Consider the following 24,098-nt stretch of genomic DNA (forward strand, 5'->3'; position numbering starts at 1 on the left):
TTGATGTTAAGTTGTTCGCCATGTTTACGGCTAATCACTGTCGCATCATCACCAGCAAAGTTATGTTTAGCATCATCTAACGCTTGTTTTGTCTTATCGATAGCAGAATTTACTACAGATGCTACATCTTGCGTAGTGGCTACGCCGTTTTTACCTTGCACCGTACCTTGTGTAGCACCAGTAGCACCAAGTTTACCAGTAGTATCATCAATAACAAGTTTGCCTTCGTCTACATTCACTGTGTATGTTTTAACACCAGCTGCTGTAGCATCGCTAACAGTTGCAAGGCCTGTACCAGCTACTTTCACAGCATCTTGGGCAAGTGTTTTAACTTTATCAGAACCAGTTGTAGACAAGTTAGACAAGTCTTTATCAGCAGATTTTTCGGCAGCAGTTACAGCGTTTTGTAATTTTGTGCTTGTACCAACGGAAATAGTATCGCCAGATACAGTAGTTGTAACAAGCGCATTTGTACCGCTTTCACCAACGACCTTGAGTTTACCAGTTTTAAGGTTTACAGAGCCATCAATTGTGCCATCATTGATGGTCAATGTGGAGGAAATACCAGCCAATGCATCGTCCATTTGTTTCTTATTAACGGCTGCATCGTCGGTTGTGCCCTTCTTAACACCTTTGATTTCTTGATTACCCGCGTTGATGCCGCTAGTGGTAATAGAAATTGGTGTAGCACCCGTACCAGTCGGTGTAACTGTCACGCCACCACCATTGATAACCGTTTGGTTACCCGTAGCATCTGTGAAAGTACCACTTGTTAGGCCTGTAAGGTTTTTAGCCATTTTGAGGCTCAATGTGCTAGTTGCCTTATCCCCAACAACCGCGATGTTACCATCGGTTACATCGGCACCAGAGGCAACAGAACCTTTAATATTTACCGTTTTACCAAGTTTCAAGCCAACGGTATCGCCTGAGTCACCAGCCATGTTAATTGGCATTTTTAGAATGGTTTCTGCTGTTTTGTACAATTGAGAACCATTGACCGCATCTGTAGAGGTAGCTGTGACCGCACCAGCTGCAACGTTCTTAATTTGACGTTCTGCACCAGTGGCACCAACAGATACAATCGAACCCTTGTTAAGACCTGTGTTACCAGCATAACTAGCAGCTTCGAAGGTAACGCCATTAATGGTAGAATCGGTAGCCGCTGCATATTGATCAGCAGAACTTGCATGACCAAGAACTACGGCCCCATCAAGACCTGTACCTACGGTAACGTTATTGCCCACAACCATAACATTCGAGGAATCTACGGAATTATTATTACCTACTACATGAATGCCTGTTGTACCAGCTGTACCGGCAAGGTTTGTATTTCCCATGAACGTAGATTCAGAGGCCTTAATAGGATTTGTGGCCGTACCATTATTGTTACCTTGTACATGTGTACCGGTTGCTGTGGTATCGATGTATGATGGATCACCGATAGCACTAGAGCTATCACCTTTTACTTCATTTCCTACGCCAATTGAAATCGATGATAAACCAAGAGCTTTTGATAGAGTCCCAATTGCAAGACCATTGCTAGCTGTAACCTCAGTGCCACCACCAATAGCAATCCCATTAACAGAGTTTGTAACTTTAGCACCTTCACCAAATGCCATAGCATTTTCACTATTAGTAATATTAGCTGAACTACCAATTGCTACCCCATCATGAGCTTGTGAAATATTTGCGTTAGAGCCAATAGCTACTGACCTCACACTATCAGTAATATGACTATCACGTCCTATAACAAGACTAGATGTACTCGTTTTATTAGACGGGCCTCCAGGTACAGATGATGTTATCGAGCTATTTTGTCCTAATACAACTGCACCAACTGTACCAGTTATATTACTAGTTTCCCCCATAGCAATTGAATGTTTACTATCAGAATCAGTTGTTACAGATTTACCTATAGCAATTGCTGCTTCGCCTGAAGCCGTTGCATCAGCACCAATAGCTATTGACTTTTCACCAGCAGCCTGTGCATTAACACCTCCTGCAATGGATTTTGTTCCTGTTGCACCCGCCTTAGAACCAGAGTATCCATAGTTTGTAGTCGCATTACCTACTGTTTGTGTGCTTGTACCATCATTGATATGCATGTAGCTAGACATATTCTTAGACAATGTATCGGCTACGGCATACAATTGAGAACCGTTGATACCGTCTGTAGATGTAGCAGATACTTCGCCAGCAGCGACGTTTTGGATACGACGTTCATAATCGCCAGCACCAATTGTTACGGCACCGACGGATTGAGCACCCGCAAAGCCAGTGATTTCATCACCATTGATAGTGGCTTTACTTACCTTACCAAACGCACCACCTGTTGTGTTGTTGCTTACAACAATGTTACCAGCTGCATCGTATTTTTTAGTGTGGATGCTATTTTCACCACTAGAGGTATTTTCGCCATCAGTCAAAGCATCAGGAGTAAATGCATAAGAATCATGTCCAAGATATACTGAATTCCCTAATGTTCCTTCATGATATAAGTTTATATCACCACTAATAATACTAGAAAATTTACTTTTAGTCGGTGCTATAAAATCAGTTGCAGTTTTACTAGACTTAATATTATCAAAAGTCTTATCACCCATAACAATCGTATTGCTACGAGTTACGTATGCATTGTTACCAATAGCAATACTGTTTTTTACAGGTTCTAGATATTGCTCTCCTTGCATACTAGATATCCCTAAGGTTGGTGTTGCGGTTTCTATATACATAATATTTGATGTAGGATTACCAGAATAATCACGAGAATATGTTCGTCCTGCACCTATATATGCACCACCAATAGCAATATTATTATTACCCGCAACTTGACTCCCATTTATAGCTACTGAATCGCTTCCACTATAAACATATGAATTATTTAACGCTAAGTTTTTATCACCAGTTACAGAGCTTGTTCCTATAGCAGTACTATAAGTACCACTAGCATCAGCATTATCACCAATAGCAATTGAATGACTACTATTAACATGAGCATTGCCACCTATAGCAATAGACTGATCATTAGTGGTGCCACTTTGGTAACCAATAGAAATAGAATTTATTCCTTGAGATTGTGCATTTTTACCTACAGCAATGGAATAATTTCCTAAAGCACCACTTTTTTCGTTTGCTTTACCTAAATTATTACCTCCACCAGCACCTTGAGTTGATGTCCCATCATTAACATGCATATACACATCAGGGCTAGCACCAGCAGTTACGGCTCTAACAGCTTCGTATAATTGGCTACCGTTAACGGCGTCTGTAGAAGTTGCGGAAATCTCACCAGCGGCTACATTTTTAAGTTGGCGTTCATTATTAAGTTTACCAATAGAAAAAGTATTCCCATAGGTTAGGGATGAAGAGTTGCCAGCATAATTTGAAGCATCTAGATTTACCCCATTAATATTTAAAGTACCACTTGGTTTATTAAGGGTTGCAAATTCTGAATTATAACCAATGGCTACCGCACCTTTTACGCCCCCTAAATGGGTAGTTGACTGAATATTAGTACCAATCGCTATTTGTGATTCACCATTAATGTCATTTCCACTACCCATGATTATGCCATTTTTCACAATTCTAACAACATTATCATGACCAATAACTACACCACCATCAGAGTATACAATTGTGCCACCACTATAACCATTATTCGAACCTAGAATAACGGCTTTATTTATAGCTTGGGCATTACGTAAACCTATATTTACAGAATGTCCTTGAGCGCTTAAAGAACCACCGCTATTTGCTCCAATAGCAATAGAATCAGAAGCATTAGCTCCTGTACCAATCGCGATAGATGTATCACTTTTATTTAAATTATCCGCAACTGCACCAGCACCAATCCCAACAGTATTGTCACCTCGAGCCATAGCACCACCAATCGCTGTAGAAAAATTAGGATCAGTGCTAGCGCCGATTACCTTACTACCATACCCAATTGAAACATTTTGCTTTCCTCTTAGTATATAACCATCGGAAAGTATAGAAACATTTCTATCTCCACCAATACGTTGAAAATCACCTAATGCAACATTATAGCTTCCCATCGAATCACTACTGATTGTTGACTCATTACCTTCTGAGGAAATGGTAATTCCACTACCAACAATGGTGTTATGTTGACCTTTTACGTTATTGGTTGATCCAAGAATTTGATTGGTAGTGGGTGACGTCCCATAAACACCATAATCCTTATTATTAAAACCTACAACAGATGAATATTGACCTTGTATTTTTGAGTTAGCACCGACTAGGGTAACTTCAGAATTTGTTGCTTGCGCATTTTCACCTACTGCAACTGAGTCATTATAAGTGGCCGTAGCTCCAGTACCATATTGAGTACCAGTGGCGGCCGACGCCACTCCCCCGCACATCACCATAGCCACCATCACAGCCGCCACACTTTTACCAGCCAATGAGGTAACTACAGATTTAACGCTCGATTTACCGTCTCGTTTTGCAATTTCCGACACCACAACCCAAGCGTTTTTGGTTTTTGACCATATAACTTTGTATATATGATTCAGACCCATATCTATACACTCCTTTTGTCCCTATATTGGATGTACACACTCTATAGACATAATGATACTAAATGCCCCCCCCCCGTCAACATTTTTATTCATATTCCCTTCATTATTTACATAACTTTGCAGATTTATTTAATATTTAGATAATATATGATAAGTTTATCTTATATTTTAACATTTCATTAATTTCTAAATTCTACAGGAATTTATCGGTTACTTATAACTATTCTCAATCTACAATTCACGCTTTCACAAAAAAATATCGCCATAGAGATAGAACAGGTCTATCATCTATGACGATATAGGTCATATCATTATTTAGTTATTATGAAAATGACAAGCAATATAGAGTTCTGCTAGTACATCTGGATTACCACACATCCGCATATACTCTAGTATACGCCTCACGTAGCGCCGATGTTCCATCATAGCTGCATCTAATTTTCTCCGCACATAGGTCGGTGGATGTAACAGCAAAATTGGTTCCGTGTGACCACCATGAATATAGCATTGCTGTTCTGTAGGCCCATCGGACACCATATAGGTAAAGGGTACCACAATATTAAAGTATCCATAAGCGCCATCCTTGCCTACAGGTTTCCTCGTTTTAAAGGGTATCCAGGTCATATTCACAGACAAGGTACGAGGCTGATTATACGAGGCTCGTTGCCCCATCGTATTATGCAAAGCCCGTAAATCGACGGCTAAATATTTTGCTAGATCATAAAACAGGCGTAACATCGGACGATGTACTAATGCATCTGTGCCATCCGCGTAGTAACACTTTGTCACATTACCACCCGATTTATAGTCTGGAATCATACACCATAGATGGCGGACCATACAATCTTGTAGTACATATTCTCTCTCGTTGTCTACTACATAGGGTGACACATTCGTATGCTCATCATACACTGTTTCCATACAATAGTCTCCTCTTAAATAATACGAACAAACTATATAAGGAATATTCCCACTCTATATATGAACGCGCATTCATTTCGCATTCATTGTATACCTATGTGCTTTTACCTGTAAATATGTAATTTTAAAATATATACCCATAAATTTATCACATTTTTTAATATATGAAGTATGCAACTATATGCAGCCACGTATACTATCTATATCATTTGATTATCTATTATCATCTCCTAACTCTATCTCTAATTTGAATATTACATTACATATCTATACATGTATTCCCGTAATACATCCAAGATACGTTTATGTCGTTGTTGTACCGATTGACGTGAACAATTTTGCTGTCTTGCAACATCCGACAAATTACAACCACGTCCATAAATATCGGTAATCAACTGTTGTTGCTCTACCTTTAATAACCGCAAAGCTCTTTGCAATAAATGATATTGTTGTACTCGTTCCTCACGATATACAGTCTGGTTAGCTACATCTATGGTATCTGGTATTTGATCCATCGCCAATTGCTCATCCCCATCCGCCGTATCTGGAATATGGAATTCATGATTCCACTGTTGTTTAATCCGTTTATAGTGATTGAGATGTTTAAAATGAATGGCCGATTTCACATATCCCGCAAAAGGTACTGCACCAGCTAGATTATAGGTATAAATCGATTCAATAAAGGTGAGCCACAGCATAGCCTCTACATCATCCTCGACGGTGCGATTTACTAATAACCGCTCGTATTTTACGATGAGTGGGCGATACCGCCGGCATAATTCCATCTTAGCCGCCGCACCATCTATTGGTTCACTTGGCACATCACAGATAGGTACCCTCGTTTGGCATACCTCTACCAATGCTTCATCGCGAATCTGTTCAAATCGCGTTATATTTGTTACGTAATATTGTTCAAAATCTTGTGCAGAATAGAATGTCATTGTAAATCCTTTCCTGCCCGGGCACAGTTGTACTATACCGCAGGAGGAAAGAATTGCAAAAACAGGAATGGCCTAGAAAATACAAACATAGCGCTGTTATGTTAGTGACTCTAACTTTCTTGCCAAAGATACATTAATACATAAAAAGATGCTAACAATAATCATTAGCATCTTTACATTGTTTCCTAAATTTTCGTTATCTAGGACTCTATTAACTTATTAATCTCATCAATCCAATTTGTGTCAGGTTGCTCCAATTGTGCAAAAAACACATGTAAATTAGTACTATTAATTAATGCTGCATCCATTCCCAATTGCTTTGCACCATTCATCATAGTTCTATAACTCTCTTTTGTAATATTAGAAACCAATTGTGTTCGCTGAGATTCTTTAGCTGAATAATCTTGGATACCTGTATATTTTTCAATATAAGAAGCACTACGCCGCTTTGATGGTGTCTGCAATCTAACAGAAGTATCCCAATGCAATAAAATGACTTGCATAGTACATGGATTTGTAAACATTACCACATATTGGCTTGCCAATTCACACGCATGGAGCGAGTTCACTTTATAACAAATATCATTAAATTGTTCATGTGGTTTCTTTTCTGTATCACAAACAATAACAACTAAATCATAATTTCCTTTTTGATATACGTCTTGGTATATAGGATATAAATTCCCATTACCTTTTGCATCTCTAAGCGTTATATCATATACATCCGACCACACATTCAACAGTTTTAGTCGATTAAGATAATCATACTCTTCTGACCCTTCACATATAATATAAATCTTCTTATTATCTTTCAGAGGCGGTAATAATGGAACCATATAAACCTCCTAGTATTTCGATTTAATTTCTAACAAGGAATCAAAAAATGATGGATCAGGCAGGGCACCTAGTACACCTTTTTTATATTTATCAAGAAGATTAGTACTATCTCGAATACCAGTGTTAGCCGTTGTAAAATCAGCCAATGAATATAGATATACTTGTTCTTCATCCTTATGAACAAACCAAATTTGTTCTTTTCTAAATAGCCTTTTGCAATCCAACAAAGTTACATCATGAACTGTAAATATAAGCTGCGCCATATCATTTAACTCATTATTAAAAAGAGCTACAATAGCACGTGTTAAAGAAAAGTGTAAACTACTATCCAATTCATCAACAATTAAAGTTCTGCCTTTTTCTAAAGCTTCAATAATATAACTAGCTAAAGCAGCAATTTTTTTCGTTCCCGTAGAATCAAATACCATACTTGGTACTGGATGGCCTTTGTACACAGAAATTAACTTTAATTGATCTAACAATTGTTCCGGCAATGCTAAGGCACGTTCGTCCGCAATCGCTTTACCATTCTTTTTTAATTTTATATCCATATCTGCTTCAGCATATTTAAAATCATCTAAATAAACATCAGCTTGTTTAATAAAGTTAACAACTTTTTTCTGAATATTATTTTCATTCTTTAATAATTTGATAGTTTGATCAATGGGAATATTATTCATATTAATAATATCTATTGAACGAGCAAATTCAGTAATAATTTGCTTAATCTCTGCCAATTTACTAAACTTAGATGTATCGATAGCATGACACAATAAGGCTTTATTTGCAACCACTTCCATCAAAGGTTCTACATTAGGATCGATACATTTAAATTCCTGTTTTTTTATATCCTTTAAAATTAATGTATCTGACTTCTCATTACCATATTCATCATAAAATTTGTGTACGAAATGTTCATATACGATTTCTTCTGATTGAGTATCATACGTTATAGTATAATCATACTTTTTCTTATCATATAAAAAAGCAATACCTAATTTACAAATAGGATTATGTGTAAATAAATTAGGTAATAAATGAGGCTCATTATTTAATAAAATATCAATAATACTGGCTATACCTTTAATTAAACAAGTCTTTCCCGTATTATTAGGCCCATATATAGCGGTGCTTTTTACAATATTATTTCCATTTTCTTGATGTACATTGGATATAAACTTTTTAGTACGCATATCTGCATTCGCAGAAAACACAACAGGTTTATTAAATGCTAATACATTATTTAATCTCACTTCCATTAACATATTAACACCTCCTCACAAGTATTATATCACGAAGTTAAATTTTATGCTAATTATTAACACAAAAAATATTCAGCAAATAATATAGAAAACGCGTAGGTTACCATGCCCGCATAACGGGTGGTTTAATGATTCGCGACTACGTCGCGTATCAATCTAAAGGCAACAACAAAATGGATGTCTCCTTGTAAAATATAGAGAAACATCCATGTGTTGTGGCCAATAAATAATATGTATTTATCAAAATGAATACATATCACTATTGTGAGTACTAATCAATATAATTCTGATATAATAAAAATATCTTTATAGAAAGGAGGAATAGTATGACTAAAAACTCTCCAAAACCTACTAATGATGGATACGAACGCAGAGACGGAGCACAAAAAACCACCAGTGGCAAACCTGTTCGTCCCGCTCCACCACCCTCGTCACCTACTCCGAAGAAGTAATTTTATCTGCTGTGAATCCCTCTTCAAAGAAACCATTTGGATAACTATACTCTCTAACTTCGATATCATTTTTAATATCAAATATAGAATGTAGGTATTCAAACTCCTTACTATATGTCTCATTAGATAGCCATTCAGCATATACTGGATGGCTATCTATTTTAATTTCAGTCGTATCCTCGCTCGAAAATGTTGCCCCTAGAAATTTTCCTGTTGCTATCACATGCCCTGACTTAATTATTTGAATTAAATGATCTTTGCCATCTAACATACAATTATTCAGCATGCTATCTTCTTGAAAATAAATATAACCATTATTTTCACTTGTATACCTATCAATTATATTCTTAAAAAATTTTTTTACTATTGTTTGCCAAGCATATCCCACACTAATTCCACTTAAAATAGACAAGAATACAAGTAGAAAATATTGTGGGTCATCATAACCAAATAACTTATTGATAATTGTATATATAAGTAGCGTTATAAAGAAACAAAAGATACTATATACAAAATAATTTAATATTTGGTCTATCGAACTACCCCTTGATTTCACATTTCCTAATGCTCTAGCAACTTCCTTAGCAATAAATCCAGGTGCTAGCATAGCAATAATTTCAATATAATGTTCCATTAGTCTCACCTCGTTAGGTTTACTATAACATGAATCCACTCTTAATGCACTTAAGTCTCTATACTATTAGATACTAACATAGAATCTTTAAATTTTTATTTCATCAAATAACTCAATTTACTGGCAGTGTAATATAACATAAATAAAAAAGCTATTATATCCAAACCAATATCATATGTTTGGATATAATAGCTTTAATTTATTATTTTTTCCCGCGACTCACCGCAAGGTTTGCCCCCAACAGCCCGCCCCGATTGATATGGGGATGGCGATGTGAGGTACCTTCTTTGATGGATGTTATACGAGATCGTTGAAATTTTTCAAACACTGTATCCAGTTCTCGCAATAGAACCTTCTTTTGTGATTCTTTTAATTCATACAAGTCCCCTTTGAACTTAATATGTGTATCCTTCACAACGGTGCTAATATCATAGATGCGTTCTTGCTGTTCATTATTAACATTTACAAGCTCATCTAAGGTCAGCTCATAGTAACGAGCCAACGCGCACAGTGTATCGAGATCTGGTTCTCTATAGCCAGTCTCGTAATTGGACAATGCTGCATTACTAATGCCTACAGCCTTGGCGACTTCGATTTGGCTCTTGCCCATGCGTACGCGAGCCCGTTTCAAGTTCTTGTAAAATTGCATGTTCATCACCTACATCGATTACGTCACATTCTATTACAGTGTTTCACTGATCATTTTGAAAGCTTCCTCTGCGACAGCCAATGTTTTATCGATTTCTGCACCCTTATGGCACATGGACACAAAGTTGCTTTCAAATGGACTTGGCGCATAGTAAATACCATGGCTCAAGTTATGATGGAAGAATGTCTTGAAATGGTCAGCATTACATGCACTAGCGTCATCAAAATTGTGAACCGGTTTATCTGTAAAGAATAAGGTAAACATGGAGCCCACACGTTGCACCACAGCTGGCACATTGTATTTGTTAGCCAATTCTTCAAGGCCATTGCACAATGCTTTTGTGCTATCTTCCACTTGTTTAAAGATAGTTGGGTCTCGTTGCAACATGGATAATGTAGCAAGACCTGCTGTTACGGCCACAGGATTACCACTCAATGTGCCGGCTTGGTAAATAGGACCGGATGGTGCTACTTCGCTCATAATTTTGCTAGAACCGCCAAATACAGCGAGAGGCATGCCACCGCCCACGATTTTACCGAGGCAAGTCAAGTCAGGTTTAATATTGTATAGTTTTTGTGCACCACCGCTGCTAGCGCGGAAGCCACACATAACTTCGTCAAAGATTAATAGAGCACCATGCGCCTTTGTAACATCCCGCAAAGTTTCAAGGAATCCTTCTACTGGAGGCACACAGCCCATATTGCCCGCTACTGGTTCTACGATAATACAAGCAATAGTATCGCCCATTTCATCGAATAATTGTTTAACCGCATCAATATCATTGTAAGGCAATGTGATGGTATTTTCTGCGACGCCCTTTGGTACGCCTGGGCTATCTGGTACGCCAAATGTAGCAAGGCCAGATCCGGCTTTCACCAATAGAGAATCACTATGGCCGTGGTAACAGCCAACAAATTTAACGATACGATCGCGACCCGTATACCCACGAGCTACGCGTAATGCGCTCATGGTCGCTTCGGTACCAGAGTTAACGAGACGGACCATTTCCATGGATGGCATGAAAGCTTGGATTTTCTTAGCCAATTCCGTTTCTAACAATGTAGGCGCACCATAGCTTGTGCCACGAGGAATGGCTTCTTGCAAACTAGCCACTACCTCAGGGTTCGCATGGCCTAAAATCATAGGTCCCCAGCTTAATACGTAGTCGATGTACTCGTTGTTATCGATATCATAGATGCGGCTGCCACTAGCGGAGCTAATAAATGGAGGATTTGAGCCTACGCTACGATAGGAGCGAACAGGACTATTAACGCCACCTGGCATATATCGTTTCGCTTCGTCAAACGCTTTTTCTGATTTACCTAGTTGTAACATAGTCACTCCTTATTGTTTAAGCCAACGTGCCACATCAAGGGCATGGTATGTAATGATGATTTTAGCACCGGCACGTTTCATAGAGAGCATCGTTTCCATAACAAGGCGTTGTTCATCGATAAGACCAGCAGCTGCAGCCGTTTTAACCATCGCATATTCGCCGGATACATTGTAGACTGCCAATGGCAATTCATAACGATCACGAGCTTCGCGAACGATATCTAAATAGCATAATGCCGGTTTAATCATGATAATATCCGTACCTTCAGCGATATCGAGTTCAATTTCACGCATTGCTTCTAAGCGATTGGCAGGATCCATTTGGTAGGATTTACGGTCCCCAAATTGTGGAGCCGAATTAACGGCGCCACGGAATGGACCATAATAGGCAGATGCATATTTTGCAGCATAACTCATGATAGATACATTGGTGAAACCAGCTTCATCGAGAGCTTCACGAATAGCACCTACACGGCCATCCATCATATCAGATGGCGCTACCATATGAGCGCCAGCTTGTGCTTGGCTAACCGCAACCTTGCACAATAAAGGCAATGTTTCATCATTCAAGATTTCGTGGTGATCAATCATACCACAGTGACCAGTAGAGGTATATTGACACAAGCATACATCCGCAATAACCAAGAGATTTGGTACCGCTTCACGGATGGCTTTGATTGCTTGTTGTACCGGTTGAGACATATCCCAAGCAGAGGAACCTTGTTCATCCTTATAGGTAGGAATGCCAAAGATTTCTACGCCACGAATGCCGAGGTCATACGCTTCTTGAGCCACCTTTACCGCTTCATCTACAGATAAATGATATTGTCCTGGCAATGTGTCGATTTCTTTTTTAATTCCTTCACCAGGAACGATGAATAATGGATATATTAAATCTGTTGTATCTAATGTAGTTTCTCGTACTAAATCACGCATTTCTGGAGAAGTGCGCAAACGGCGAGGTCGATAGGTTAAATCGTACATGGTAAATTTCCTTCTTCCGTTTAATGAATGGCAATATATTAGTTAGCACAGTCTTTCACAATTGTATCCACAAGACCTTCTGTAGTATATACAGGACTAATGATATCTACAGTTAGACCTGCACTCATAGCCGTAGCGGCCGTAATAGGTCCGATGCATGCAATCTTTGTATGTTCTAATAGTGAAAGTGCATCTTCACCCAATAAATCTAACGTATTGGTAACTGTAGAGGAGCTAGTAAATGTAATATAGTCAACATGACCATGTTGCAACGCATCTACTAAGGCCTCTTGTTGAGATGTGTCTTGTTGTGTTTCATACAAGCGCAAAATATCTACATCGATATCTAGGTGACGCAATTCACGTGGAATGACTTCACGAGCCTTCTTAGGTTGGATTAATAACACCGTATCTCCAGCTTTTACATGCTGTTTCAATGCATCCACAACAGATTCAGCCTTATAATCTACAGGGATGATATCTGGTGTAATGCCGTAATTTGTCAACGCTTTAGCTGTAGCACTACCAATTGCACACACCTTAGCATACCCTAAGGAACGAGCATCCTTACCTTCACCACGCAAGGCATCAAAGAAATAACGTACCCCTTCAGCTGATGTGAATACAACACTAGTGTATGTATCCACACGATGCAATAAACGCTTATCTTCATCAAATAAGTCTACAGGCATTGTTTTAATAGCAGCAGCTTGGATTACATTAGCCCCTTGATTCATGAGCATATCTCGGAATTTGCTAGCTTGAGAACGTGCACGTGTTACCACAATTGTTTTACCAAACAATGGCTTATTATCAAACCATTGCAATTGTTCACGCAAATTAACTACATCACCGACAACAATAATTGCTGGCGCTTTTAATTGTGCTTTTTCCACATCTTCCACAACATGTTCCAAGGTAGATACAAGTACCTCTTGAATCGGTTTAGTGCCCCACCGAACGAGAGCCACCGGCGTATTAGCAGAGCGGCCATGGGCCATCAATTTCTCTGCAATTGTAGGTAAATTACCTACGCCCATAACAAAACAAAGTGTATCGACTGCTGTTGCAAGGCCTTCCCAGTGAATACCAGACACTGATTTAGTAGGATCTTCATGACCAGTAACAACCGCAAAGGATGTTGCCATAGCACGTTGAGTCACAGGAATACCTGCATAGGCAGGCGCTGCGATAGGTGATGTGACACCTGGTACAAATTCAAAAGGAACACCAGCCTCACGAAGTGCCAGCGCTTCTTCACCACCACGACCAAAAACAAGTGGATCTCCGCCCTTTAAGCGTGCTACAATTTTTCCTTCTTTGCCTTTTGCTACCAGTAATTCATTGATTTCCCATTGCTGCATAGTATGGTCTCTACATTGTTTACCTGCATAAACCAATTCTGCATCAGGTCGAGCCCATTCCAATAAATGAGCATCGGCTAAATAGTCATACACGATAACATCTGCGCGTTCAATACATTCTTTACCTTTTACGGTGATTAATTTAGAATCTCCAGGGCCTGCGCCAATCAAATATACTAAACCTGTCATTTAATGATTCCCTCCTTAACAAGAGCTTCCACAATGTGTTTGCCTCCTTCTTCATATAAGGCTTTTGCGAGATTTTTGCCTAACATAACCCCTTTCTGAGCAGGTCCAGACAACTCGCCTTCATATACAGTTTTACCATCTAACGAGGCAATGAGCGCTTTCAATGTTAGCTGTCCTTTTTCAACAGTTCCGTATACGCCCATCGGCACTTGGCAACCTCCATTGAGTTGATTTAGAAAACTACGTTCTCCTTCTACAGCAAGACGTGTTGATTCATCGTCGATGTTAGATAACATATCCAAAATTTCTACATCATCACTGCGACATTCAATCGCTAATGCACCTTGCCCCACAGCTGGAATCATTTCATCAGCTGTAAAAACTTGTGTGATTTTATCATCTAGGCCGAGGCGTTTTAGACCTGCTTGTGCTAATACAACACCATCAAGGCCTTCTGTTTCAATTTTACCAAGCCGTGTTTGGACATTACCGCGAATCACTTCAATTTGTAAATCTGGACGACGATGCAATAGTTGCGCTTGACGGCGTAAACTACTGGTACCAATACGAGCACCTTGTGGCAATTGATCTAAGGTTTTATAGTTAGGACTTACCAATGCATCAAATGGCACTTCTCGCTTAGAAATAGCACCCAATGTAAGTCCTTCCGGTAACTCAGTCGGCATATCCTTTAAACTATGAACAGCAATATCAATATCGCCTGCATGCATAGCAGCCTCTAATTCAGCAGTAAATAATCCCTTTCCCCCTACTTCCGCAAGAGGCTTATTCAAAATGCGATCACCTTTAGTATTAAAATTGACCAATTCAACCGTAATTCCTGGGTATAAGCATTGTAATTCACGTTTTACATATTCTGATTGCCATAAAGCAAGAGCACTCTTTCGAGTTCCGATTCTAATATGATTCCTCATTCTACGAGCCTTCTTTCTCGAGATTAAACATATCCTTGAATAAATCCCAATATAAACCTTCTTCTTGTGTACCGGCGATTTCATTGAAATGAATCATCGGTTCTCTTAGCATCTTTCTAACAATCATACGACTCATAGAATCAATGATACGGCGCTCTTTATCGGAAATATCTGTTAATTTAGCAAGTGCACGATGTAATTCACGACGACGAATACGATCAGCTTTATTAGTCAACAAGGCCATCATAGGACGTACCGACAAATAGCCAAATTTTTCTAATACTTCATCTATTGCTTCATAAATAATCGGTTCAGCTAATTTCGCTTCTTCCTCGCGTTGTTGTTTATTTTCTTCTACTACGCTTTCCAATGCATCAATATTAAAGAGATATACACCATCAATATCCGCAACTACTGGATCAATATCACGGGGCACTGCAATATCAATCATTACAATTGGTCGACCATGACGTAATGCGGCAATACGCTTCGCTTCAGTTTCACCAATAATATAATGTGGTGCCCCTGTTGATGTGATGATAATATCTGCATGTTCTGCTTGTTCTACATAGTGATCTAACTTAATGGCTTGTCCATTAAACTTCTTAGCCAATGCTTCCGCTTTAGTAAAAGTCCGATTCGATACAAAGATAGTTTTTACACCCTTAGCTTGTAAATGTGTAGCTGTCAATTCACTCATCGTGCCAGCCCCTAAAATAAGAACTGTCGCCTCTGAAAGAGGTTTATCAAGACTATCTTCGGCTAAGTTAACCGCCGTATAACTAACAGATACAGGAGTATTAGCAATCCCCGTGTTAGTACGTACTTTTTTACCAACACTTATAGCGCGTTGGAACAGAATATTAAATACAGTTCCTGTAAAGCCTGCACTATAAGCAGCAATATACGCACCTTTTAACTGACTAAGAATTTGTCCTTCCCCTAAAACTAGAGAATCAAGGCTAGCAGATACACGAAATAGATGTTCTATACAAGCCTTTTCTTCGTAAAAGAAAAAGGCTGATTCATCAATTGTATCGGCATGTTTTAAATGTTTTAATACGTCAAGCATATACGCTTTAGGAGATTGTACATCTTCTAATACAGCATAAATTTCCGTGCGATTGCAAGTCGATAGAATAACACATTCTGAAATTTTTTCGTATTCATAGAGTCGATTTAAGGCGCTTTCTACCTCGTTCTTCTCAAACGAGAAACGTTCACGCACCTCAACGGTAGCACTTCTATGATTTAGTCCTAAGACTACTAATTGCATGGTGTAGTTTCTCCTCTATCAAAGGCCATTGTCCCTTGAGTATGGCCAAAAATTCAGTTTCACATAAATGAGTGCGCCAAAAATGACTACGCGCCTCTACATTTGGGATAAGTAACTTTACTTCTTCCCTCATAATTTTAAGTCTAGGTATAGCAATTTGCAACTCACTATAACGATTAATCATATCTCGTTTCACAAGACGATTAATACGCGGTCCTCCGTTATTGGCACTAATAGCGATATGAAGGTCCCCAATATCAATCGTCGATGGCACCGTAAAATCGCAAGATACAGCACAATCAGCTCGATTAACCAATATTCCATAGTTGCGAGCTATACGTTCAATATTATCATTAACAACTCTATTATCAGTACAGATAAATAAAAGCTTACTTTTTTTAATAATATCTATATGCTCATCGTTAAACATTGTAGTATGCCATATAAATTGGTGCGCCTCATGCCAAGCTTTCATCTGGGCTGTTATAACAGGGCTAATGACAATACATTGACAGGGCTCGTTTAAGCACAACGCTAAACGCCGTTCAGCCACAGCCCCACCACCTATAAAAAGAATAGTATCAGACGCTGTAGTTTGTAATGTTACCGATATCATAATACACCTCGCATGATTAATGATACCGCTTATGTATACCTACATGTTTCACTATAGATATACATAAGCGGTATAAAAAATCGGCTTGATGAATCAAGCCGATTAGTTATTTGCTTACATAAATCGTTTAAGGTAAACACCAATACGACCTTTACGGGAAGTACCAGTAATAGCCTCTACCTTCATTCGGCCACGACCACGCATAGAGATAACATCCCCTTCTTTAACCTCTTGGGATGGTCCCTTAGCAGGTTGCCAATTTACTTGCAATAAACCGGCATTTACAGCGCTCACCAATTTGGTACGGGATACGCTAAAGCCAGAGCTTGCTACCGCATCCAATCGAAGCGATGCTACGGTAGTGCGCACTTCTTTTATTTTTTCTTCTTTAGGGGCAATGTCATCTAACTCCATAGGAGTTACAGATACAGCAACCATAGCAATCTTCGTAAAGTTTTGTACTACGAAATCGGCTACAGTGCTATCCACAAGGATTTGAGCCCCCCCCTGACCCATGATAATATCACCAAATTTAGACCGATCAATCCCCAGCCCCATTAAGGAACCAAGCACATCACGATGATTTAATAATCTAAAACGTGGGTCCCAAGATACTTTCAATGGAATAATCCCCATATCTACAGTACCTTGAAAATGACTATCTACAAAAGCAATACGAATACGTTCTGCCCCTTCATAGCCACCATAGGATTGAACTAATAATTCAGGGTATGCAGCCTTAATCGCATCCGCAATAACAAGACCTGCAGGGCTTGTAAAATCACAAACGCGGTAGGGTCGACCCTTAACTACTTGTTCTGCTAAATCTAGCATACGGCGCGCTTCTTCACCACTACCGCTTGCCTCAAAATATCTAATTAATTTACTTGTATCAGCCATTATTTCCCCAATTCATTGGAACGAGCTAAGCATGCAACAACACCATCTTGTAGAGCACTGCGCAATCCACCTTTTTCCATAGCCCCAATACCAGCAATCGTAGTACCACCAGGGCTAGTAACTTGATCACGCAATATAGCAGGATGACAACCAGTTTCTACAGCCATCTTCCCAGCTCCATACATAGTTTGAGCAGCCGCCTTAATTGCTAATTGACGTGGCAAACCAATGCGAACACCCGCATCAGCCAAGGCATCTAAAATAACAAACATATATCCTGGACCAGCACCAGATAGAGCACCTAATCGATCAAGATCTGCTTCACTGACAACGGCTACTTCACCAACGGCATTAAACAAAGCCTCAACATGAGTTGTATCAGATTCATCATCCGCAGTCAATGCAGTCATTCCACATCCAATTGATGCGGGTGTGTTCGGCATCGCACGATATAGCACCGCCGTTGGTAATGCTTTACGCAATGTTTCTAATGTTACACCAGCTGCTACGGAAATAACCGTAGCACCAGATTTCACAGAAGTTAATTGGCTTAATACAGATGGTAACACCTGTGGTTTAACAGCCAAGATAATCGTGTCAAATTGCGCCATATCTGGTAATTCTACAAAGCCTGTAACGCCCAATTCATCCACTAATTCATCACAATGTTCAGGACGACGCACCACAATCGATACATCACTAGGTTTTAATATGCCCTTCGCAAGTGCACCTCGTAACAGAGCTCCACCCATAGCACCTACACCTATACATACTGTTTTTCCCAACATAGTATCACCACTTTTTCTATACTGGATTATTTATTTTGCCAGTTAAAATCTTGTTGCTCACCTGTTCCATTTCCAGATTCATTTTCATAATCAATGGATACATTAACTGGTACGCACATAAAAATATCTTTGCCGACCTTTTCCAATTTGCCATCTAAGGCAAATGTTGCACCAGATACAAAATCAACAATGCGAGCCGCTTCATGAGGATCTGTATTTTCAAAATTAATCAATACAGGACGCATGTCACGCAATTGATGAGTGATACTTTCAGAATCCTCAAAAACCTTAGGTTCGATAACAACTACTTTCATGGCTGTTGGACGTTGTGTCATAGTGGATGTGCCTCCTACCTTACGTGGATGGAACTCAGATGCAGCTGCTGTTGGTGCTACTGGTGGCACATCTTCTGCATAGTCCTCATCATCTTCATATTCATACTCATCATCATAATCATAACGGTCATCGTTATTAATACCGATAAAATTTTTGATTTTTTGCCATTGTTCTCCCATTGACATGGTAATCCTCCTAATATACTCACACTATTATATCTACCCTATTAGTTATATACACGTTCCCCAAAGATGGCGGTGCCTACACGGACAATATTAGCCCCTTCTTGTAAGGCTATTTCAAAATCATGTGACATGCCCATCGATAAATAGCGTATATCTCCGTCAGGAAAATACCCTTTCATATCTTCGTACAAAGCATAAGCTACTTTAAATATAGGTCTTGCATCCTCCGGATTTTCAAAAAACGGAGCCATGCACATTAACCCCCTAACGCGCACATGCGGTAATGTCTTAGCATAGTCACGTACCTCAGGAAACTCCTCTACGGACATGCCAGACTTACTCGCCTCACGAGCTACATTTACTTGTAACAATATATCTTGCACCTTATTATGCTTAGCAGCGACCTTTTCGATTTCATCTAATAACTTTTTACTATCTACAGAATGAATCAAATCAAACATCGGTACCGCTTGACGAACCTTATTGACTTGTAAATGGCCTATTAAATGCCATACTAACTTAGGTCCTGTATAAAGCATTTGTTTTTCTTTTGCCTCTTGTACGCGATTCTCACCTACATGAGTACATCCAAGCCGAGCTACCTCTTCAACAGCCGTTACTGGATGATTCTTAGTAACCGCCACAAGTAATGCTGTGTCCGTGCGTCCTACGCTAGCCATTGCATCGGCCATGCGTTGTTGGATTTTATGAAGGGATTCTTCAATCATATGATCCTCCCAGCTACTTATAAATAAACATACTACTATAGATATATATTATATAATATTTAGTTTATTATGTATATATTTACCGCTTTTCTAACATAGCGAATAATGCCATACGCCCTGTTTTTCCATCTTCCCGACGATAAGAAAAACAGTTCTCATCCGTCATACTGTCTGTACCACCAATACAGATATGATTTTCTAAAACACCTCGTTGCAATAAATCTTCTTCAATAAAACGCCACAAATCAACATGTGGTGTCGCTTGTGAGGCACCGTCTCTAACGATATATTGAACTAACTCATCAGGATTAGCATCACTAATTTTATTCCACTCTTTCGTGAAAGTATCCGCTAACTCTTGACTGACCTCAAACGACTTAGGTCCAATACTCGGCCCTAAATATACATAGCAATCTTCAAAACGAGTACCAAAATCCCGTTGCATCGCCTCTATGGTGATAACAGGTAGATGCCCTATAGCGCCACGCCATCCTGCATGAACGGTAGCCACCACATGATGAACCGGATCATAGATACCTACCGGTACACAATCGGCAGTAAATAAAAATAATGGTACATTGGGAATATCCGTATATACCGCATCACAATCAGGAATCGCTGACTCAGCACTCATCGCTCCAGCACCAATTAATTCTTCTGTAATGCGCACCGCCTTGAGTCCATGTACTTGATTGCCACAAGTAATTCGATTTGATGATACACCCAAATAATCTGCTACAATAGAGCGATTTTCTAATACATCTTGTAGTCTATCCCCTATGTGGGTAGCTAAATTTAATGACTCACACGGTTTCTTAGATACACCTCCATAACGATATGTATCTCCCATTATTAGAGGAAATCGCTCTGCCCAGTTGGGCTTTTCAAAGGACCAAGTATGATCCGTTCTATCTACATTTACAATAGTTATATCCATACTACTGTTCCTATACTATCTAAAATCTACATTATAAACTATTTACATACGCCACAACGCTTACATCCGTCTATGCAAGGCGGTGTATAGGCTTCATCAACGGCCCGTTGCCATTCTTGTTCTAAATAACCATCATTTAGGCCCATATCCAAATGAGACCATGGTAAATAATCGTCAAAATTGCGCTCCCGATAATTACAATAATCCATATCAAGGCCGGCTTTCTTCATTTCAGATTTAAAAGATTTGCTACCTCGATCTAGCGAACATGCAGCTAGTACCTTTCCTAAACGGCGGTCACCTCGGGCGAGTACGCCCTGAATATAGGCTTCTTTTGGAGATTCTACGAGCACCTCTATACGACGATTCTTCTGTAGTGATTTCTTAATATATTGTAATTTCTTTTCTACACTCTTCTGATGATCCATGGCCATCCATTGGAACGGCGTGAATGGTTTAGGGATAAATGGATTAATACTAAGTGTTAACCGGCCTTTACAACCTACTTCGGCCATATGGGCTTGCGTTCGCTCTGCTAGGCCTATAATGGCGTCAATATCTTCATCTGTTTCTGTCGGAAGCCCAATCATAATGTATAAGCGCATATGTTGAATGCCAGACTTAGCAGATAATTGGGCTGCTGTACGAAGGTTTTCTTCACTAATACCCTTATTTATAACTCGGCGTAATCGTTCACTACCAGTCTCAGGAGCAATAGTAATCGTCTTTTGTCCACTATCTGCCAATCCATCAACAACGGCTTGTGTCAACGAATCGGCACGCAACGACGCGCAAGAATACCGCATGTCCTTAGACCTAATATAGGTTACTAGCTCATCAACCTCTGGATAGTCGGAAATGGCCGCCCCCATAAGCCCAACCTTTTTCCCTAATTTCTCGGCTCTATCAACACCTTCTTTTAAAACATTCAACGATCGTACCCGTGGCACACGGAAGCAATAGCCGGCCATGCAAAATCGACAATGACGTCCACAACCACGAGCCACTTCGATAATATACATAGCCCCAAATTCGGTAAAATTAGTGGCAATTACCGTTTCGCCTCCGCTCGTAAGCGGCTCAAAATGGCGTCGTATAATTTTCGGTGCACCAGCTGCTATATCATAGCCAATGAAACGTTCATTATCGTCATATAGAGGCCTATATAAAGCAGGTACATATACGCCTTCAATTTGAGCTAATGCGGCAATCGTTTCCTCTCTACGTTCACCTTGTTCACGACCTGTACGAATACGTTCTAACACAGAGGTAACAATACCTTCCCCTTCACCAATGATGAAAGCATCGATAAAATCAGCAAAAGGCTCAGGATTGAATGTCGCACAGGGACCACCAGCAATGACGATGGGATCAAAATCCGTTCGATCTACACTCATCATTGGCACACGACCATGACGAAGCATCAATGGAATATGAAAATAATCCATCTCAAAAGTTACATCAAAAGCCACTACATCAAACTGATGCATAGGGCGCTGCGTTTCAACACTCATAAGCGGAGTTTTCGTCTTATCGTAGGCATCTAGTTCCTTTTTCTCAGGTAGAAATATCCGCTCACATACACTAGCCGGATGTAAATTGATTTCCTCGTAAATAATGTGAAGCCCCAGATTACTCATGCCTACGAAATACGTATTCGGATAAACAATGGCCACCTTTTGCTCTGCATGAGGATTAATCGTTACTCTACAAACCTCATCTCTATAAAGTTCTTGTAATCGGTCTATCAAATCTTTGCGATTCACTACGTTCCTTTCTATATAAACCCACTACTAATAGTGTGCTCAATAACCATATGTAATTCAACGTCTCTATTAATAATCTCATTAACAAATTATATTTTAGATTGTATTGTATCCTTCGTATGCACAAGTCTTTATATTAATTGTTTTTACTAATTAAAGACGAGTTTTTTTCTCATACGGATACAATACAACTTTGCCATCACGATATTCTGCAATATAGATATCCTTAATAGAATATCCTTGTATCTGTACCTCTTGTTCTAACCATTCTTTATCTTTTTCAATAACATCAAGAGTAAATTGATTAATTTGACCATCATTAATCAAATCAAAACGAATATTCTCTTCTCCAAATTGAACAACACTCAGTTGACCATTTTGCTCTAGTACAGCACGTTTAACATCTGATATATATTGAACACCAGCTGTGCGAAGCTTTAACTTAAGCTCCGCCGCTTGAATGCCATAACGCATACATTCTTCTGTTAAGATATGACCTTTTTCGATAACAATTACAGGATGTCCATCCAAAATAGTTTTAAAGAAGCGGAGATTTCCTTTTAAGAACTTAAGCGTCATGACAAGGATAGTCCATAAGATAAGGACTAGCATAAATTGTAAAATACCAATCGCATCATTATAAATAATAGCACCGATAATACCGCCAAGTACATAATTTTGTAATTGGTCTAAGGCTGAGGTAGGCGCCAAATTACCTTTACCCATCAAGTTGATTTGTAAAATGATCGCCAAGAGACCAATGGCAAGTTTAGCAAAAACCATACCATATATAGTCATAGATTCTACCATATAATGTACTCCTTTCATTATTTATAGTTTTATACAGTATTAATTTGCTTTATCGTGAATTCGATCTGTAGGGCTTACTGTATACACACGAGTGATTGTATAGGTAGTAAATTCAGGATTAAATTGCACCTCATAGTATGCATCGCTAACCTTTAAGATCATACCATTACGTACCTTTATAGAGTTAACAGCTAATTGACCTTCATCAACCCCCCGATCAGTACTAAAGGAGTGCAAAAATTGAGCCATTCTCGAGGAATCCTCTGAATAATTTTTCATACGTCCATATTCTTGATATTCAAGGCCTAAGAAAAATACAATAATCAAAGATAAAATAATAGTTAAATCACGATAACGGCTAGTAAATCCATTGCGCAATACTTGAATGCCCACACCAAGAAGGGCCAATAAAATAGCTACAAAGATAACAAATCCCCATATATGACCAGATGTGATTTGACTTTCCACATAGGAAACTGTATAAAAGTCCATCGTATATCCTCCTTGTAAACGAATTTCTAAGGTTATTATATTAGATTTTAGAAATAATTATATAAAATATTACTATATAATTCAATATAATACCAAAAAAAGCGACCCCCTAAGGAGTCGCTTTCAATTAGCATATCGCTTTATAAGGGTTATAGGACAAAAAGTGTGTGTGACTAATCCCAATAAGTTGGAAAATCTGTAGACATATGTAGCTCATTCC

The 24,098-nt window shown here is 39.0% G+C and carries 20 protein-coding genes and 1 pseudogene; all 21 read right to left on the reverse strand.

Features of this window, described 5'->3' with window-relative positions:
- A partial coding sequence (locus Q0E20_RS07835) for an ESPR-type extended signal peptide-containing protein (protein ID WP_295998633.1) occupies positions 1-4,541 on the reverse strand: 4,541 nt, incomplete at its 3' end.
- Positions 4,542-4,856: 315 nt separating this feature from the next.
- On the reverse strand, positions 4,857-5,462 hold the full coding sequence (locus Q0E20_RS07840; RefSeq protein WP_295998636.1) for a hypothetical protein: 606 nt from the start codon (positions 5,460-5,462) through the stop codon (positions 4,857-4,859).
- A gap of 254 nt (positions 5,463-5,716) precedes the next feature.
- Positions 5,717-6,403, reverse strand: coding sequence for a sigma-70 family RNA polymerase sigma factor (locus Q0E20_RS07845; protein WP_295998638.1), 687 nt, complete (start codon positions 6,401-6,403; stop codon positions 5,717-5,719).
- Positions 6,404-6,603: 200 nt separating this feature from the next.
- Complete coding sequence (locus Q0E20_RS07850) at positions 6,604-7,239, reverse strand: RloB domain-containing protein (RefSeq protein WP_295998643.1); 636 nt, start codon at positions 7,237-7,239, stop codon at positions 6,604-6,606.
- Positions 7,240-7,248: 9 nt separating this feature from the next.
- Positions 7,249-8,505, reverse strand: coding sequence for an ATP/GTP-binding protein (locus tag Q0E20_RS07855; protein WP_295998646.1), 1,257 nt, complete (start codon positions 8,503-8,505; stop codon positions 7,249-7,251).
- 432 nt (positions 8,506-8,937) lie between these two features.
- On the reverse strand, positions 8,938-9,588 hold the full coding sequence (locus Q0E20_RS07860) for a hypothetical protein (protein WP_295998650.1): 651 nt from the start codon (positions 9,586-9,588) through the stop codon (positions 8,938-8,940).
- Positions 9,589-9,790: 202 nt separating this feature from the next.
- Positions 9,791-10,237: a helix-turn-helix domain-containing protein gene (locus tag Q0E20_RS07865; protein WP_295998653.1), complete on the reverse strand. Its 447-nt coding sequence runs from the start codon at positions 10,235-10,237 to the stop codon at positions 9,791-9,793.
- A 33-nt stretch (positions 10,238-10,270) separates the two neighbouring features.
- Complete coding sequence (gene hemL / locus Q0E20_RS07870) at positions 10,271-11,572, reverse strand: glutamate-1-semialdehyde 2,1-aminomutase (protein ID WP_295998655.1); 1,302 nt, start codon at positions 11,570-11,572, stop codon at positions 10,271-10,273.
- A 9-nt stretch (positions 11,573-11,581) separates the two neighbouring features.
- A complete protein-coding gene (hemB, locus tag Q0E20_RS07875) occupies positions 11,582-12,556 on the reverse strand; it encodes a porphobilinogen synthase (RefSeq protein ID WP_156931627.1) in 975 nt (324 codons plus the stop codon).
- 38 nt (positions 12,557-12,594) lie between these two features.
- The gene (gene cobA, locus Q0E20_RS07880) at positions 12,595-14,109 is read right to left on the reverse strand and encodes a uroporphyrinogen-III C-methyltransferase (protein ID WP_295998660.1); all 1,515 of its coding nucleotides are present in this window, start codon (positions 14,107-14,109) and stop codon (positions 12,595-12,597) included.
- Complete coding sequence (hemC, locus tag Q0E20_RS07885) at positions 14,106-15,044, reverse strand: hydroxymethylbilane synthase (RefSeq protein WP_295998663.1); 939 nt, start codon at positions 15,042-15,044, stop codon at positions 14,106-14,108. Before hemC ends, cobA begins: the two co-directional genes overlap by 4 nt.
- 1 nt (position 15,045) lies before the next feature.
- Positions 15,046-16,320: a glutamyl-tRNA reductase gene (gene hemA / locus Q0E20_RS07890; protein ID WP_295998665.1), complete on the reverse strand. Its 1,275-nt coding sequence runs from the start codon at positions 16,318-16,320 to the stop codon at positions 15,046-15,048.
- Positions 16,289-16,936: a bifunctional precorrin-2 dehydrogenase/sirohydrochlorin ferrochelatase gene (locus Q0E20_RS07895; RefSeq protein ID WP_295998668.1), complete on the reverse strand. Its 648-nt coding sequence runs from the start codon at positions 16,934-16,936 to the stop codon at positions 16,289-16,291. The genes hemA and Q0E20_RS07895 overlap by 32 nt, the downstream gene beginning before the upstream one ends.
- Before the next feature lie 114 nt (positions 16,937-17,050).
- Positions 17,051-17,836: an RNA-binding protein gene (locus tag Q0E20_RS07900; RefSeq protein ID WP_295998670.1), complete on the reverse strand. Its 786-nt coding sequence runs from the start codon at positions 17,834-17,836 to the stop codon at positions 17,051-17,053.
- A complete protein-coding gene (proC, locus tag Q0E20_RS07905; protein ID WP_295998672.1) occupies positions 17,836-18,624 on the reverse strand; it encodes a pyrroline-5-carboxylate reductase in 789 nt (262 codons plus the stop codon). Before proC ends, Q0E20_RS07900 begins: the two co-directional genes overlap by 1 nt.
- Before the next feature lie 26 nt (positions 18,625-18,650).
- Positions 18,651-19,145 carry a cell division protein SepF gene (locus Q0E20_RS07910; protein ID WP_295998674.1) on the reverse strand — a complete coding sequence of 165 codons (495 nt, stop codon included), beginning with the start codon at positions 19,143-19,145 and terminating at the stop codon, positions 18,651-18,653.
- Between the two features lie 41 nt (positions 19,146-19,186).
- Complete coding sequence (locus tag Q0E20_RS07915; protein WP_295998678.1) at positions 19,187-19,873, reverse strand: YggS family pyridoxal phosphate-dependent enzyme; 687 nt, start codon at positions 19,871-19,873, stop codon at positions 19,187-19,189.
- Between the two features lie 79 nt (positions 19,874-19,952).
- Positions 19,953-20,810: a peptidoglycan editing factor PgeF gene (gene pgeF / locus Q0E20_RS07920; protein ID WP_295998680.1), complete on the reverse strand. Its 858-nt coding sequence runs from the start codon at positions 20,808-20,810 to the stop codon at positions 19,953-19,955.
- 38 nt (positions 20,811-20,848) lie between these two features.
- The gene (locus Q0E20_RS07925; RefSeq protein WP_295998683.1) at positions 20,849-22,576 is read right to left on the reverse strand and encodes a radical SAM protein; all 1,728 of its coding nucleotides are present in this window, start codon (positions 22,574-22,576) and stop codon (positions 20,849-20,851) included.
- An 89-nt stretch (positions 22,577-22,665) separates the two neighbouring features.
- A pseudogene (locus Q0E20_RS07930) lies at positions 22,666-23,386 on the reverse strand (DUF421 domain-containing protein).
- A 39-nt stretch (positions 23,387-23,425) separates the two neighbouring features.
- Positions 23,426-23,878 (reverse strand): DUF3290 domain-containing protein, encoded by a 453-nt coding sequence (locus tag Q0E20_RS07935; protein ID WP_295998686.1) that lies wholly within the window; start codon positions 23,876-23,878, stop codon positions 23,426-23,428.
- Positions 23,879-24,098 lie beyond the last annotated feature (220 nt).

This window comes from uncultured Veillonella sp. (assembly GCF_934230905.1).
GTDB lineage: Bacteria > Bacillota > Negativicutes > Veillonellales > Veillonellaceae > Veillonella.

Bases quoted from the DNA above. Each gene is read 5' to 3' on its own strand.
- Q0E20_RS07840 (WP_295998636.1), bottom strand. From the start codon at position 5,462: ATGGAAACAGTGTATGATGAGCATACGAATGTGTCACCCTATGTAGTA.
- Q0E20_RS07845 (WP_295998638.1), bottom strand. From the start codon at position 6,403: ATGACATTCTATTCTGCACAAGATTTTGAACAATATTACGTAACAAAT.
- Q0E20_RS07850 (WP_295998643.1), bottom strand. From the start codon at position 7,239: ATGGTTCCATTATTACCGCCTCTGAAAGATAATAAGAAGATTTATATT.
- Q0E20_RS07855 (WP_295998646.1), bottom strand. From the start codon at position 8,505: ATGTTAATGGAAGTGAGATTAAATAATGTATTAGCATTTAATAAACCT.
- Q0E20_RS07860 (WP_295998650.1), bottom strand. From the start codon at position 9,588: ATGGAACATTATATTGAAATTATTGCTATGCTAGCACCTGGATTTATT.
- Q0E20_RS07865 (WP_295998653.1), bottom strand. From the start codon at position 10,237: ATGCAATTTTACAAGAACTTGAAACGGGCTCGCGTACGCATGGGCAAG.
- hemL (WP_295998655.1), bottom strand. From the start codon at position 11,572: ATGTTACAACTAGGTAAATCAGAAAAAGCGTTTGACGAAGCGAAACGA.
- hemB (WP_156931627.1), bottom strand. From the start codon at position 12,556: ATGTACGATTTAACCTATCGACCTCGCCGTTTGCGCACTTCTCCAGAA.
- cobA (WP_295998660.1), bottom strand. From the start codon at position 14,109: ATGACAGGTTTAGTATATTTGATTGGCGCAGGCCCTGGAGATTCTAAA.
- hemC (WP_295998663.1), bottom strand. From the start codon at position 15,044: ATGAGGAATCATATTAGAATCGGAACTCGAAAGAGTGCTCTTGCTTTA.
- hemA (WP_295998665.1), bottom strand. From the start codon at position 16,320: ATGCAATTAGTAGTCTTAGGACTAAATCATAGAAGTGCTACCGTTGAG.
- Q0E20_RS07895 (WP_295998668.1), bottom strand. From the start codon at position 16,936: ATGATATCGGTAACATTACAAACTACAGCGTCTGATACTATTCTTTTT.
- Q0E20_RS07900 (WP_295998670.1), bottom strand. From the start codon at position 17,836: ATGGCTGATACAAGTAAATTAATTAGATATTTTGAGGCAAGCGGTAGT.
- proC (WP_295998672.1), bottom strand. From the start codon at position 18,624: ATGTTGGGAAAAACAGTATGTATAGGTGTAGGTGCTATGGGTGGAGCT.
- Q0E20_RS07910 (WP_295998674.1), bottom strand. From the start codon at position 19,145: ATGTCAATGGGAGAACAATGGCAAAAAATCAAAAATTTTATCGGTATT.
- Q0E20_RS07915 (WP_295998678.1), bottom strand. From the start codon at position 19,873: ATGATTGAAGAATCCCTTCATAAAATCCAACAACGCATGGCCGATGCA.
- pgeF (WP_295998680.1), bottom strand. From the start codon at position 20,810: ATGGATATAACTATTGTAAATGTAGATAGAACGGATCATACTTGGTCC.
- Q0E20_RS07935 (WP_295998686.1), bottom strand. From the start codon at position 23,878: ATGGACTTTTATACAGTTTCCTATGTGGAAAGTCAAATCACATCTGGT.